This is a genomic window from Ruegeria sp. BE3 (assembly GCF_056538865.1).
The window spans coordinates 88,143-101,623 of the sequence record NZ_JBQFTW010000002.1 but is presented as its reverse complement, the minus strand read 5'-3'; the positions used below and the strand labels follow the sequence as shown (position 1 = coordinate 101,623).

At 58.0% G+C, this 13,481-nt stretch carries 12 protein-coding genes; 6 read left to right on the top strand and 6 right to left on the bottom strand.

Annotation, left to right across the window (positions count from 1 at the left end; all coding sequences use genetic code 11):
• Position 1 precedes the first annotated feature (1 nt).
• From ACR0AZ_RS07850 to ACR0AZ_RS07825, 6 genes are all read left to right on the top strand, one after another.
• Positions 2–1,339 carry a FliI/YscN family ATPase gene (locus ACR0AZ_RS07850; RefSeq protein ID WP_480667183.1) on the top strand — a complete coding sequence of 446 codons (1,338 nt, stop codon included), beginning with the start codon at positions 2–4 and terminating at the stop codon, positions 1,337–1,339.
• A gap of 85 nt (positions 1,340–1,424) precedes the next feature.
• Positions 1,425–2,270, top strand: coding sequence for a flagellar motor protein MotB (locus ACR0AZ_RS07845; RefSeq protein ID WP_480667182.1), 846 nt, complete (start codon positions 1,425–1,427; stop codon positions 2,268–2,270).
• Between the two features lie 92 nt (positions 2,271–2,362).
• Complete coding sequence (locus ACR0AZ_RS07840; protein WP_480667181.1) at positions 2,363–3,658, top strand: flagellar hook protein FlgE; 1,296 nt, start codon at positions 2,363–2,365, stop codon at positions 3,656–3,658.
• Between the two features lie 33 nt (positions 3,659–3,691).
• Positions 3,692–5,140 carry a flagellar hook-associated protein FlgK gene (flgK, locus tag ACR0AZ_RS07835; RefSeq protein WP_480471135.1) on the top strand — a complete coding sequence of 483 codons (1,449 nt, stop codon included), beginning with the start codon at positions 3,692–3,694 and terminating at the stop codon, positions 5,138–5,140.
• Positions 5,141–5,142: 2 nt separating this feature from the next.
• Positions 5,143–6,150, top strand: a complete 1,008-nt coding sequence (locus ACR0AZ_RS07830) for a flagellin (RefSeq protein ID WP_480667180.1) — start codon at positions 5,143–5,145, stop codon at positions 6,148–6,150.
• On the top strand, positions 6,147–7,241 hold the full coding sequence (locus ACR0AZ_RS07825; protein ID WP_480667179.1) for a flagellar basal body P-ring protein FlgI: 1,095 nt from the start codon (positions 6,147–6,149) through the stop codon (positions 7,239–7,241). The genes ACR0AZ_RS07830 and ACR0AZ_RS07825 overlap by 4 nt, the downstream gene beginning before the upstream one ends.
• Before the next feature lie 31 nt (positions 7,242–7,272).
• Here the strand turns inward: ACR0AZ_RS07825 and ACR0AZ_RS07820 are convergent, their stop codons facing one another.
• Genes ACR0AZ_RS07820 through ACR0AZ_RS07795 form a run of 6 tightly spaced genes read right to left on the bottom strand, consistent with a single transcriptional unit; the run spans position 7,273 to position 13,386 of the window.
• Positions 7,273–7,917: a DUF1523 family protein gene (locus ACR0AZ_RS07820; protein ID WP_480667178.1), complete on the bottom strand. Its 645-nt coding sequence runs from the start codon at positions 7,915–7,917 to the stop codon at positions 7,273–7,275.
• A gap of 10 nt (positions 7,918–7,927) precedes the next feature.
• On the bottom strand, positions 7,928–8,194 hold the full coding sequence (locus tag ACR0AZ_RS07815; RefSeq protein ID WP_480471139.1) for a hypothetical protein: 267 nt from the start codon (positions 8,192–8,194) through the stop codon (positions 7,928–7,930).
• A gap of 1 nt (position 8,195) precedes the next feature.
• Positions 8,196–9,533 (bottom strand): DUF6638 family protein, encoded by a 1,338-nt coding sequence (locus tag ACR0AZ_RS07810; RefSeq protein WP_480471140.1) that lies wholly within the window; start codon positions 9,531–9,533, stop codon positions 8,196–8,198.
• Positions 9,530–10,270, bottom strand: coding sequence for a hypothetical protein (locus tag ACR0AZ_RS07805; RefSeq protein WP_480485039.1), 741 nt, complete (start codon positions 10,268–10,270; stop codon positions 9,530–9,532). The genes ACR0AZ_RS07810 and ACR0AZ_RS07805 overlap by 4 nt, the downstream gene beginning before the upstream one ends.
• A gap of 43 nt (positions 10,271–10,313) precedes the next feature.
• On the bottom strand, positions 10,314–12,245 hold the full coding sequence (locus ACR0AZ_RS07800) for an AAA family ATPase (protein ID WP_480667177.1): 1,932 nt from the start codon (positions 12,243–12,245) through the stop codon (positions 10,314–10,316).
• 22 nt (positions 12,246–12,267) lie between these two features.
• Complete coding sequence (locus ACR0AZ_RS07795) at positions 12,268–13,386, bottom strand: hypothetical protein (protein WP_480471143.1); 1,119 nt, start codon at positions 13,384–13,386, stop codon at positions 12,268–12,270.
• Positions 13,387–13,481 lie beyond the last annotated feature (95 nt).

Sequence of the window (13,481 nt, the reverse complement as noted above, 5' to 3'; positions counted from 1 at the left end):
GATGGCTGATCTCGATCCGGCACGTCTGAAAGCTGTCTTCGACAGAATGTCAGCGACTCGACATATGGGTCGCGTCACCAGCGTTGCGCGCGGAGTAATCGAAATTGACGGTTTGGCCAGACATGCCCGAATCGGAGATCATCTGACGCTGCGCCGTCGCAGCGGACCGAACCTGCGCGGAGAAGTCCTGCATGTGGAATCTGATTTGATCCACATGCTGCCCGGCGCTGCCTCTGATGGTGTTTGCCTGGGGGATCCGGTGGTTCTGGAGAAAACGCCAATTTTTGCACCAGGGCGGCATTGGCTGGGCCGGGTCGTCGATCCGTTTGGAGTGCCTTTAGACGGCAAACCGCTATTGCCCGGCGTGCAGGGGCGGGATCTGATGCACGCCCCGCCAGCCGCCGTTGCCCGTAAGCCGCTGGGAGAACGGATGGAGACGGGGATGGCCATGCTCAACACCCTTCTGCCATTCGTGCAAGGCCAGCGCGTTGGGCTCTTTGCAGGCTCTGGCGTCGGCAAATCGACGCTGCTGGCCACGCTCGCCCGCTCAATGCAGGCTGATGCGGTGGTGGTCGCACTGATCGGTGAACGCGGGCGCGAAGTGAATGAATTTGTCGAAACCGCGCTGGGCGTGGAAGGAATGAAACGATCGGTCGTGGTGACAGCAACTTCGGACCAGTCCGCGGTGGCCCGCAGACGCTGCGCCTGGTCGGCAATGGCGGTGGCCGAATCTATACGCGACGAGGGGCTGAATGTCCTGTTCCTAGCCGATTCGGTTACACGTTTCGCCGAAGCCCACCGCGAGATTGCCGTCGCCATGGGCGAAGCAGCATCACTGCGAGGGTTCCCGCCTTCGGTTACTCCGATGATCGCCAATCTATGTGAACGCGCTGGCCCTGGCACCGCCGACCAAGGCGACATCACCGCCGTGTTCAGCGTGTTGGTCGCAGGTTCTGACATGGATGAGCCGGTTGCAGATATCCTGCGCGGCGTGCTTGACGGCCATATCGTGCTGAGCCGCGAAATCGCCGAGCGCGGGCGCTTTCCCGCCATTGATCTTAGCCGCTCAGTTTCACGCAGCCTGCCCCGCGCGGCAAGCGAAAGGGAAAATCAGTTGATCGCCGAAACCCGCAAACTCGTCGGCAGCTATGAACAATCCGAAGTCATGATCAAAGCAGGGCTCTATGCCGAAGGCTCTGATCCGTTGCTGGATCAGGCCGTTCGCGTGCATGAAGAGCTTGATGCGTTTTTCGGCAAATCTGAGGCTGACAGCATTTCCAACAGCTTCGACCGCCTGCAGTTAATCCTGCGTCGCGCTGGGACCAACCTGCCGCGCTAGGGATTTCGAGACAGTTTTAAGTGTTAAGCCCGCCTTAAGACCTGCCCTGCTACGCCGATAGACGGGTGATACAAAGGTGGTGGAGATGGGTGCGCAAACCAATGCGGCGCCAATCATCATCAAGAAGAAACGTGTGTCGGGTGGCGATGGCCACCACGGCGGCGCGTGGAAGGTCGCGTATGCGGACTTCGTGACGGCCATGATGGCCTTCTTCATGTTGATGTGGCTGCTGAACGCAACGACCGAGAAACAACGCAAGGGTCTGGCGGATTACTTTTCGCCGACGATCCCCGTCAATCCAGTCTCTGGCGGCGGCGACGGAGCCTTTGGCGGCGATAACATGTTCTCGGAAAAAACACTGGTCATGGACGGTTCGGGTGCCAGCAATCGCAACCCGACCCAGTCGAAACAGGCGCGCGGATCGACCGGGGTTGATGCGAAGGGTGGCGGTAAGGGTGCGTTCGACGATTTCTCGTCACTCGAAGCGCAGCTTCTGGGTCGGAGCGGAGAAAGCCTGATTTCGGACGAGATACTCAAACACATTGTGACCCGCGTCACGGATGAAGGGCTGGTGGTGGAATTGTTCGCGACTGATGAACAGCCTCTGTTCGAATCAGGCACGGACAAGCCGACACAAATGATGCGGGCTCTGGCGCTGTTGGTGGCACGCTCATCGGATCTGGTCACGAACCCCATCGCCGTCGAGGGGCATGTCCGATCCTCACCCATCGTTCTGGCCGAGAACCCTGTCTGGGATCTCTCGACTGCAAGGGCGCAGATCACCCGCCAGTTACTGCAGGACAAGGGTGTCAGGCCATTGCGCCTGGATCGGGTGACAGGTCATGCAGATCGGCATCTGGCGGCCGAAAACCCGATGTCGGTGCGCAACAATAGGATCGAGATCATCTTTCTGCGCTCTCCCCGATCTTGAAAGGAAAGTACGCATTTTAGCTGTTAGCGCGCTGTTAAGGGCCGGTACGGTACGTGTTGCATTACGGACCGATGCAACAAAAGGGCGTGCCGATGACCATTTCCTCTTCGCTGAATGCCGGTGTGGCGGCGTTAAAGGCCAACGCCAACAGGCTGGCCACCATCTCGGACAACATCGCCAACTCCTCGACATTTGGTTACAAGCGGGTCGAGACCGATTTTCATTCCATGGTCACATCGGGTCAGGGCGGCAGCTATTCGGCGGGTGGCGTCCGGACCACCAGCCAGCGGATGATCGATCAGCGTGGTTCGCTGGTGACAACCAACAACTCGACCGATCTGGCCGTGCGTGGGCGTGGCATGTTGCCGGTGCGACCCAGCTCTCAGATCGCGTCGGGTTCGAACGAGATGTTGTTAACCACGACCGGTTCATTCCGCACCAATGACGAAGGATATCTGGTCACCGAATCCGGCCTTGTGATGCTGGGCTGGCGTGCCGCGGCGGATGGTTCGATTCCCAGCGTTCCACGGGACACACCCGCCGCATTGGAACCCATCCAATTGAGCGTCAATCAGCTGTCAGGTGCGCCGACCACATCGATGAATCTGCGCATGAATTTGCCTGCTACCGCGACCGATGCTGGCGCTCCGGGTGATACGCAACCCCTTTCGGTCGAGTATTTCGATAATCTGGGCAAATCCGAAAGCGTCGATATCGAACTGATACCCACCGTCCCAGCAACAGGGTCCAGCAATGAATGGACTCTAACGCTGCGTGATTCAGCATCTGGCGGCGCTGTGATCGGGGAATACACACTGACTTTCACCGACAGCCGCGCAGCCGGAGGAACCCTGGCCAGTGTCACAGCAGTGTCTGGCGGGGCTTATGACCCGGCAACCGGCAGCTTCGTTGTCAACGTGGCAGGCGGCCCGATGGAGATCAATATCGGCGAGATCGGTGATGCAGACGGGATTACCCAGTTGTCGGATACGTTTGCCCCGGTGTCCATCACACGCGATGGTTCGGCCGTAGGTACAATGACCAGTGTTCAGGTCGATGAGAACGGATATGTCTACGCGTTCTACGACACCGGCGTCAGCCGCCGCATGTTCCAGATCCCACTGGCTGATGTGCCAAATCCGAATGGTCTTACAGCGTTGGATAGCCAAACCTACGCGCCTTCGCGCGACAGTGGAACGTTCTTCTTGTGGAACGCCGGAGAAGGCCCAACTGGCGATCTTGTGTCTTTCGCGCGCGAGGAATCGACCACCGACGTCGCAACCGAGCTGACCTCGATGATCCAGACCCAACGGGCCTATTCCTCAAGCGCGAAGGTCATTCAGACCGTGGATGAGATGCTGCAGGAAACCACCAACATCAAACGCTGAACCAACATCTAGCCGACCAAAGGGAGTCGTCCGATGAACATGTCGACAGCACTGAACAACGCCCTTGGTGGGCTGAGCGCGGCGAGCCGCGGAGCGGCGGTAATCTCGGGAAACATCGCAAATGCGCTGACACCGGGCTATTCCCGAAGGTCGCTGGAACTGACAACCAGCGCAATCTCAGGCAACGGTGTACGCGTTGCGGGGATTACACGGCATCAGGATCCGGTTCTGCTGGCCAACCGCCGCACGACCGATGCGGAACTTGCCTCTACCAGACCGCTGTCGGCGTTCCATTCAGGCTTCGAAAATCTGGTAGGCACTGCCGACGATGCCATATCGATCGCGGCCAGATTGACGGATTTCGAAAACAGCTTGACCACGGCTGCCAGCCTCCCCGGTTCGACCCAGCGCCTGGATCAGGTGGCCCGCGCCGGGCGCGCGTTGAGCACCGCGCTCAATCAGGCATCTGAAGGGGTTCGGAAGATGCGATCCGATGCAGATCGGACAATTGGCGAACAGGTCGGCACTCTCAACCAGACATTGCAGGACATCGAACAACTGAACGCGCGCATACCCGCCATCCGGAATTCTGGCGGAGATATTGGCGCGCTGTTGGATCAACGTCAGGTGCTGGTTGACCAGATCAATGAACTGGTGCCCGTGCATGTGGTCGCCCGCGACAACGAACAGGTCTCTCTCTATGCCGACGGTGGTTTGATTCTGTTGGAAGGGACCGCCGCCACATTCTCGTTTTCGACAACTGGCGATACCATGCCTCATATGACAGTCGGCAACGGGTTGTTGTCTGGGCTTGAAGTCAACGGTCAGCCCGTTCGCATCACCGGAGATTTCGCGCAGATAAGGGGCGGGGCGCTGATGGCGCAGTTCGAGATCCGCGATAGCCTGGCAATCGAGGCGCAGACCGACCTGGATACTGTTGCCCGAGATCTGATCGAACGGTTCGAGACTGCGGGCCTTGATCCAACCACGACGGCGACCGATCCCGGCCTTTTTACCGATGCAGGCAACCGGTTTGATCCTGCCACGCAGACAGGTCTTGCCTCGCGTATTGCGCTGAACACGATCGTTGATCCCGACTCGGGAGGCGACAGCTGGAGGCTGCGCGCTGGTCTGGGTGCCGTTACACCGGGCGCACCGGGTGAAGCCCGTCAGCTGCAAGCGTTCAGTACAATTCTGACCGAAGCGCGACCAATAGCGACAGGTCTTGGCACAGGCAACATGCGCGCCACCGATTTAGCTGCAGCCCTCATTTCGCAGGCCGGGGCCAGCGCACATGCTGCTGATACACGCAACACCTTTGCCACAAACGCTCAGCAAAGAATGGAGCAACTAGTAGCCGAACAAGGCGTCGACAGCGACACCGAGTTACAAAACCTGATGCAGATCGAACAGGCCTACGCCGCGAATGCCCGCATCGTGTCGGTGGTCGATGAACTGATGGACATCTTGCTGAGGCTCTGAACATGACATTGAATTCTATTGGCGATCTGGCACGCGGCCTGACCCTGCGAACCCGCAGCACTGAGATCAAATCGCAGATCGAAACCCTTTCTTATGAAATGTCATCGGGCAAAGTGCAGGATATCTCGGGCCGACTGGCGGGCGACTATTCGCATCTGCTGGCTCTGGAACGCAACCTCGAACGGTTGCAGGCCTTTTCGGTCGCCACTGCCGAAGCTGGATTGTTCACCGATGCGATGCAACTGAGCCTGAAAACCTTCGGTGAGTCCATGTCTGAAGTCTCTGCGTCGCTGCTGTCGTTCGGGACCGCCAATCAGACGGTGACTCATGAACAGGCCTCCGTTCAGGCACGAAACGAGTTGGACACGATGATGTCGGCCCTAAACAGCCGTGCAGGAGGGCGAAGCCTGTTTTCCGGTACCTCAACCGATGTTTCGCCCCTGCCATCAGCCGATGTGCTGTTGAACGCGTTGCAGACAGAGCTGAGCGGGCTGACCACGGCAAGCGATATCCGACAAGCTGCCGAGGATTGGTTCAATGACCCCGCCGGGTTTGATGCGGTGATCTACCGGGGCAGCGCGACACCGCTTTCGTCAATGCAAATCTCCGAAAACGAACGGATTGATCTGCCGATCACGGCAACTGATCCCGCTTTGAAGGCCGCAGTTCGCGATGTCGCAGTCGCCGCGCTCGCGTCCGAGGATGCATTGAACTGGTCCCCCACGCTGCGTACAGCATTGTTTACCCAAATGGGCGTTGATCTTGCCAACGCACAAGACGCCACGATCAAGATACGCGCCGAAGTTGGTGCGGCCGAGGCGCGCATAGAGCAGGCCGCGATTCGCAACGCTGCGGCAACAACCAGCACCGAAGGTGCAAGAAACAACCTGATTTCTGCTGACCCCTACGAGACTGCAGCCCGGCTGCAAACCGTACAGTTTCAGCTGGAAAGCCTCTATTCCGTCACCGTCCGCAACGCAAACCTGTCGCTGGTGAATTTCCTGAGATGAAGGTTCTTGCCCTGATACTATGTTTGCTGCCCGGCATCGTCACCGCCGGGGCGATCCGCCTCAAGGACCTGGTGGATTTTGACGGCGTGCGTGGCAACGATCTGGTGGGTTACGGCCTGGTTGTCGGATTGAACGGAACAGGCGATGGGTTGCGCAATTCGCCCTTCACTGAAGAAATCATGTCCAACATCCTCGAACGGCTGGGCGTCAACGTGAATGGTGAGGATTTTCGCCCAAAAAACGTGGCCGCCGTACTGGTTACCGCCAGCCTGCCTCCTTTCGCGCGCGTCGGAGGGCAGATTGATATCACGGTCTCCGCCATCGGAGATTCCAAGAGCTTGTTGGGCGGAACGCTGGTGATGACGCCCCTCAACGCAGCGGATGGTCAGATTTACGCAGTAGCACAGGGCACTGTGCTGGCGGGCGGCGCGGTTGTCGAAGGTGAAGCGGCCACCGTTACGCGCGGCGTGCCGACCTCGGGAGTCATTCCCTCTGGCGCTCGGGTTGAGCGCGAGATTGATTTTGAGCTGTCCGAATTAACGCAGCTCAGACTGGCCTTGCGGGAACCGGATTTCACAACAGCGGGTCGCATCGAAGCCGCCATCAATGCTGAATTCAATCGCGCAGTGGCGCTGATGCGGGATTCCGGAACGGTCGAGTTGAGCATCACCGCGACACAGGCGGTCTCAACGGCACACGCGATTGGCCGGATCGAAAACATCCTTGTCGAACCCGAGAGCAAAGCGCGTGTGGTCGTGGATCAGAGGTCAGGGACTATTGTAATGGGTCAGGACGTCAGGATTTCGCGTGTTGCTGTGTCGCAAGGGAACCTGACGCTGACAGTCGAAGAAGCCCCCATTGCAGTGCAACCCAACCCGTTTGCCCGAGGTGAAACGGTTGTCGTCCCCCGTACTTTCGCCGGAATCGAAGAAGAAGAAGGCACCGGCCTGGCCGAAATCCCCGAGGCAACCACACTCTCCGAGGTGGTTGCAGGCCTGAACGCATTGGGGGTTTCGCCACGTGACATGATCGACGTCCTGAAAACGATCAAAGCCGCAGGTGCCCTGCACGCCGAGTTCATCGTCAGATGAGCGGGCGGCCTCGGGCCGCGTCACACACGCGCTACTTTGATTTCCAACTGTCAATCCAGCGACGGAAACCTCTGCGCTTTTCGCCGATCGCATCGCCTGCGGCATAGATACCGTCTTCCATATTCTCCAATACAGGATCAATCCGTTTCTGCCGAAACCGGCGCCACCGGACCCAGATCGCCCAGAGAACGGCTGCGAGCACGGTCAGGAAGATACTGTTGAACCAAGGGATGATCCGCACATCCGGCCCATCAACATGCCGGATGAATACAGCGTTGGGAAAGATCGACATGAATTCATTGCGCCAGCCATAGTGGGTTACAACCACCCAATCCGGATTGTCTTTGGTGGATTTGGCATCGTTCGCCTCAGTATACAGGTTCGCGGTATCGAACTTGAAGTAGGGCGGCCAACCCCAGCCGGTATCCTCGTTGCGATAGACGATTGGTTTGCCATTGGCGCGGACGGCCTGAATGAACTGCACGTCGCGATTGGACAGGCTGGTCGATTGATCCTCGGGCTCGGACCAGAAAATCCGGGTCCAATCATTCAGATCCTGTCGTTCTTCATAGGTATTCACGATCCGCACGATGTCATGCTGCGGCAGCGAGTATTGCAGGATCGCGCCAACGGTGACCCAAAAGATGATAATGAATGCCCATTTCACATAGGCCATGCCGTACCTCTCACATGTAATTCACTATATAGATCAGCGCGCCGATCGCCACCCAAGGCACGATATAGATGCCCAGGATCAGCTTGCGCCGGAACGAGTTATCATAGACATGCAGCCCCCGCGCGACAAAGGCATCCTTGTCGCCGGTCTTACCCTTTGCATCCCACCAGTCCTCAAGCTTGCGGCGACGCACACCGCGCGAATACAAGGACAAAGCGACATAAGCTATCGTCTGGAGGATCAGCAGGATCACTATCAGGCGCATCGCTCCGAACATCTCAACCCTTCCTTATCGCGCCCCAAGGACCAACCCGAGCAATGACTGCATCACTGGCACGATCATTGCCGCTCATGTCCGGCTCATGCCCGAACAGTGCGGCGCGGGCGCCTGATTTGTCCACCTGATACTCGCGCGCGAGGAAGTCGGCAACATAGGCTTTCTTGCTCTCGGGCCAGGATTTGTAGGTGTTGTAGAACAGCTCTTTGTGGCAAATGAACAGCTGCCGAGGATCCAGCGGGGCCAGTTCGGAAAGGAGCATGTTGACCAGATCCCGATGCGGCGTATCGGTTGCACGCAGCGTGTAGAAATAGGCCGGATGATCCGAGGCGATGCGCGGCCATGGCCCCCCATCGGTTGCCCAGCGCAGAAGTTGAGCAAGCCCGTGATACGCCTCAGGCAGGCGATCCGCGTGGTTTCGCGCCAGACGGCGCATATCGCTGCGATCAAGTCCCGCCAAATCGACATCCGCATCCGCAGCGGCGGAAATGGTCAGAAAATCCATTTTTTGCTGAAGGATCGCCGCCGAGTTCACGCCCCGCGCTTCGATGATCGTTTCTACCAGATTATTCAATCCAAGGAACTTGGCGATCTGATTGTGCTGCGTCTTTTGAAACACGTGCTTCAAAGGCAGATCGTCCGGCGTTTCGCCCTTGCAAATCGCCGCCGGGTGATCGAGATCGGGAAACAGATAGAGCCCACCGAAATGCGCGGTCCAGAAATTCCGCTGCTCGAACGCAGTGTGGCGCAGGCGGACGGGGTTGCGGGTGACGTCGCCGGTTTCCTTGGCCGTTTCGATCATCTTGGCGATCAGAACGTCATCGAACCAGGCGTCCTCTTCGGTTTTGAACCGTTCGACCATACCCGCCAGTTGCTCAGCCTTGCGCAGAGTGCCGCCTGCGGTATCAGCCTCGATTTCGATCTTTTTGATATTGAGTAAATCGCCCGGCGTGGTGAGTTTGATGACCGAATTCACCAGCTCTCCGGCCACCGCATCGGTGGCGGTGAGGGCGAACAACTGCGCCTCGTTCATCTCGATGAATTCACGCAGGATATCGCGCGAGGTCGAGAATTTGACGTTCAGCAAAGGCGCGCGTTTCTGCTCGGTCGTCAGCAGGATGAACTGCCGGTTGACCCCATTGGGATTGAGGTAAAGCTCGTCTTCCAGCTCAATCCCCACCTCTGGCGAATAGCCCGAGATATCGACATGGAAATCCGTCAGCGCCGTGGTCTTGCCCGCCAGATGCTGCAGCGCGCGGTTATAACGCTCGACTAAGGCCGGGCTGGAGATGTGGACGAGGTTGCCGAACATCAGGCCTTTTTCGATGAGGCGGATCATGCTTCATCTCCCCAATACCGATCATTCTCTAACACTAACTGTAGGGCTATTCGAGCCGCGCTGAACTGCGTCCCTGCTAGTTCTTCACGTTTTGCTTCTGAAAGTCTTTCTTGAAGCTCCTCGATCCGATCAGCTATTCGTTTTAGCTCAAAAATGCCCTCACTTCTGTTGGGGGTCTTCTCAATTATAAAGCTCTCCCTTTTCTCAAGTCCAAGTTCATAAAACCCATGGAGCAGTTTGCGACAGGAAATTTCAAAAGAAACAATGGGTTCATTATCTGGTAAAGTGTCGAAAAGGCCAATTACCCGCCCACCTTTCTCAGAGTGGTTGAGGGTCCAAAGATGACTTTTAAGTCGTGAGAAATGTCGATTCCAATTTTTGACCAAAGCAAGAAATTCATTTTCTGCTCGAATTTCATCTCTCTGTTTTTGCTCGTCTTTTAGAACCGCAACTTGCTCAGAAAGTGCATCCGCAGTGCGCTTCGACTCCGCCCTTGCCAATCTCAGTTCTTCTCGTTGCGCAGCCAGCTCACGCCCTTGGAGCAGTACGGTTACAATAATCCAGACGAACGCTAATGAACCAAACAAGCCTGCGAAAGTGTCACCTATTTCATTGGTTGGTGCCTTCCAAAACTCACAGAACCGGTTGGCACAAGATCCACTAGTTACGGCATCGGAAAACGCAACCGCAATCCAAAACGCCAAGAAAACGCCGGTCAAGAAGTAGCCAATTATCATCGGAGCAGAGCGCCACGATGTAAGGTCGCTTTGCCTCAATGTTTTACCCCTTCCCCTCCAGATACCGCCGCTTGGCCTCTTCCATCCGGCCCATCTCGCGCACGGCGTTCTCGATAGCGACCTCGTCACTCTTGTCGGCATAGCGGAACTCGCTGTCGGCGTAGCGGTTGATCTCTTGGATCACCATTTCCACGGTGATCGACTGGCGCAGGTCCTCGATCATCGCCTTCTTGGTGTCGTAATCGCGGAACAGGAACAGATCGGGGTTCTCCATCCACTCATCCGGCAGTTCGAAGTCCATCGCGCGGACCTTGACCGCGTCGGTGATGTTCTTGATCGCGCGGCCTGTGAAACGCTCATCCGCCTGCTGGATCGCCTTGAGGTAGGTGCCCAGTTTGGCGATCGTGTCCATCTGCCCGATCTGGTCTGAGACCCGGTCATAGACCTGCAACAAGGCGTCCTCATGCGGGCGGGCATGGCTTTCGAAACTGGCGGCGACGGCCTTTTTGATCTCCTGCGCAGCGTAAGCCTCGTGCTCGCCCAGCGGGATGTCGTGGTTGCGGCCCATCAGCAGGTGCAGGATGTCGATGTAATCCTCGCGCGTCTGCGGGCCGTCCACCAGAAACCGCGCACCCGCCCGTTGGCGCAGGGCGTCATCCACATTCTCGGGGTAGTTCGAGAACATGCCAAAGGTGCAATTGCCGCGCACAACGGTGTTGGCGCCCGCAAAGCTCTCCATCAGTACAGCGGTGATTTCCAGCTGCCCGGCTGACGACTGCCGGTCGCCGCGTTTGCCTGCAAGCTGGTCGATATCGTCGATGGTGCCGAAGCCGATGACCGAGGGATCGATGATCGTGTTGATAAACGCCTTGGCGTTCTGGCCGGATTTGCCCTGATAGCTGTCGATATTGTCGGTGCTCAGGTTCTGGTAGCGGAACGGGTAGCCCGCGTTCTGGCAATAGTCATTGATCAGCCCGGCCATCATCTGGATCAGCGTGGTCTTGCCGGTGCCCGGTTTGCCATCGCCCATGAAGGTAAAGATGAACCCACCCAGTTCAGCAAACGGGTTCAGTCGGCGGTCGAAGTCATAGGCCATGACCATCTTGGCCAGCTTCATCGCCTGATACTTGGCGATGTGGTTGCCGACCACCTCGTTCGGCTTCTTGAACGTCATGGTCAGAGTGGTGGATTTGGCTTTGGAGGCCGGTTCGAACCCCCGGATCGTCAGATCATCCGCCTCGATATGCCAGGCGGCGTTCTGGAACGGGGCCAGATGGCCTGCGGATTGGGCGCGCAAGGCGGCTTTTTCCATCAGCTGTTCGGCATAAGCGCTGGTGGCAGCGATCAGGTGCGCGTCGTCGGGCGCGTATTTGGCGAGGACTTGGTCCAGCTCCCAAAGCGCGCCGTGCAGGGCGAGTTGGCCGTTGTCAGTCAAGACCTCTTCGATTTCGCCAAGATCAACAGTGGTTTCGCCAAGATGCGAGGGTATCAGATAGGCCAATGCGTTGCCGAAGGTGTGTAAAGTGATCAGCGCCTCAGCCGTCAGCAATTCTGAGAACTCTGTCTTTCGGGCGGCTGGCAAATCGCCCGCTAGGTTCGCACGTTTCAGGTCAGCCAGGGGGGTCTGCTCGGCGTACGCCTCGGCTACGGCCAGTGCGATGGCAATAGCACGACGGATGGCCTGTTGCGTGGTCGCCTGCGGCGGAGACACCAGTGTATCGCCATCATCCGAGGCTTCGATCCGTTCGACCAGATGCACTCCGTCCTTCCGCACGGTGCTCCGTGTTACCAGCCCCGGCGTTGTCGACCGAAACCTTCGACCCGTGGTCACGCCCGGAGACCGTTCAACAGCGGTCTCAACTGCCTTTGCAATCCGCGGAGCGTGCTCGAAACCGTTCAGCAAGGCGGTCGCTGCGGGATAATGCTTGCGAATATCGTCTTCGCGCAATTCCATTTGATCTGACGTCAAACTCATTTCAAAATCGCTTTCACTGTCTTCAATATCTCAAGACCTGCCCGGCCTTGCTGACGACGAACTTGCGTACGTCGACAAAACCCGGCGGGTTGCGTTCGGCCAGCACCTGAAACGGTCGCTGGGGCAGGATGATCGAGCGTTGGGTGCGCGTGGCCCCGGTCTCGGCCCCCTGCCCGCCGAACGGGTCCAGCGCAAAGACTTCGCGCTCGACGGTCGAGAACCACCCGGCGCGTTCTTCAATCACCTCTTCGCTTTCCAGTTCTTCAGTGGTCCAGGCCAGTGCCCAGTCCTGACCTTGCGGAGACTGCGCGTCCTCCAGCACTTGCCGCAGAGGGCCGGATTGCTCGGTATAGGCCGAGGAATACATCGGCCCCACATGGATGCGGCGCATGTGTTTGGGGTGCAGGTCGTCGAAATCCTGATCGAACCCTTTGGCTATGGTCACCAGTTTCAACCCGCCCAGAGACTGCGCCATCAGATGCGCCTGCACTTCGGGCCAGCGGCGTTGGTCTTTGGGAAGGGCGGTTTTGCCGCTATCCTCCAGCTGCATCAGATAGATGACCGGCAGGTTGATCTGACTGTCATAGACCGCCCAATGGATCATGAACTTGCGCCGTTCGCCCTCATTCCCGATCCAGTGGCATTCGGGATCGTTGCGGGCCCAGAACAGCTGACCTTTCAGCAATTCCTCGTAATAGAGCCTTTGGGACAGCGCGAATTGCAGTTTGGTCGGGATTTCCTGATCGCCAATGATCGTCCGCACCATGTCGGTTTTCAGGTCGTCTTCCGAGGGCATATTCGCCAGATGCACCTGCGCCTGTTGCGCATCATTGGCCATCGTCAGCAGCTCGGCCGCCACCGGAAACCCGCTGTCGCGCTTGTCCATGGCGAGGCTGCCAAAGAACCGCCCGGTATCGCGCCCGACCAGCAGGTACTTCATGCTGAGCGCTCGGAAGGTGTAGAGCAGCCCTGAGAGGTAGCGCGATACGATTCGCACCTCTTGTTTCGAGATCGCGCCTTCGGCCTCCATCGTCGCGGCCACGCGCAGGAGGTGGACGGTGATCACCTCGAATTTGCGGAAATAGCGGCGCGAGGCAAAGGTGTCGGTCAGACCGACATGGTCTTGGGTGGGGTCAGTCATTATCCACGCGCTCTTTTCTTTGTCGGCGACCGAACAACTTCTCATCAAGCTGTTCAAGCTTGATGAGACCGTTGGCGAACAGAACGCAGAGGCAG

What these genes read in the sequence shown, in the direction of transcription:
- flgK (WP_480471135.1), top strand. Translation starts at nt 3,692, where the DNA reads ATGAACATGTCGACAGCACTGAACAACGCCCTTGGTGGGCTGAGCGCG.
- ACR0AZ_RS07825 (WP_480667179.1), top strand. Translation starts at nt 6,147, where the DNA reads ATGAAGGTTCTTGCCCTGATACTATGTTTGCTGCCCGGCATCGTCACC.
- ACR0AZ_RS07810 (WP_480471140.1), bottom strand. Translation starts at nt 9,533, where the DNA reads ATGATCCGCCTCATCGAAAAAGGCCTGATGTTCGGCAACCTCGTCCAC.
- ACR0AZ_RS07815 (WP_480471139.1), bottom strand. Translation starts at nt 8,194, where the DNA reads ATGTTCGGAGCGATGCGCCTGATAGTGATCCTGCTGATCCTCCAGACG.
- ACR0AZ_RS07800 (WP_480667177.1), bottom strand. Translation starts at nt 12,245, where the DNA reads ATGAGTTTGACGTCAGATCAAATGGAATTGCGCGAAGACGATATTCGC.
- ACR0AZ_RS07830 (WP_480667180.1), top strand. Translation starts at nt 5,143, where the DNA reads ATGACATTGAATTCTATTGGCGATCTGGCACGCGGCCTGACCCTGCGA.
- ACR0AZ_RS07820 (WP_480667178.1), bottom strand. Translation starts at nt 7,917, where the DNA reads ATGGCCTATGTGAAATGGGCATTCATTATCATCTTTTGGGTCACCGTT.
- ACR0AZ_RS07805 (WP_480485039.1), bottom strand. Translation starts at nt 10,270, where the DNA reads ATGATAATTGGCTACTTCTTGACCGGCGTTTTCTTGGCGTTTTGGATT.
- ACR0AZ_RS07840 (WP_480667181.1), top strand. Translation starts at nt 2,363, where the DNA reads ATGACCATTTCCTCTTCGCTGAATGCCGGTGTGGCGGCGTTAAAGGCC.
- ACR0AZ_RS07845 (WP_480667182.1), top strand. Translation starts at nt 1,425, where the DNA reads ATGGGTGCGCAAACCAATGCGGCGCCAATCATCATCAAGAAGAAACGT.
- ACR0AZ_RS07795 (WP_480471143.1), bottom strand. Translation starts at nt 13,386, where the DNA reads ATGACTGACCCCACCCAAGACCATGTCGGTCTGACCGACACCTTTGCC.
- ACR0AZ_RS07850 (WP_480667183.1), top strand. Translation starts at nt 2, where the DNA reads ATGGCTGATCTCGATCCGGCACGTCTGAAAGCTGTCTTCGACAGAATG.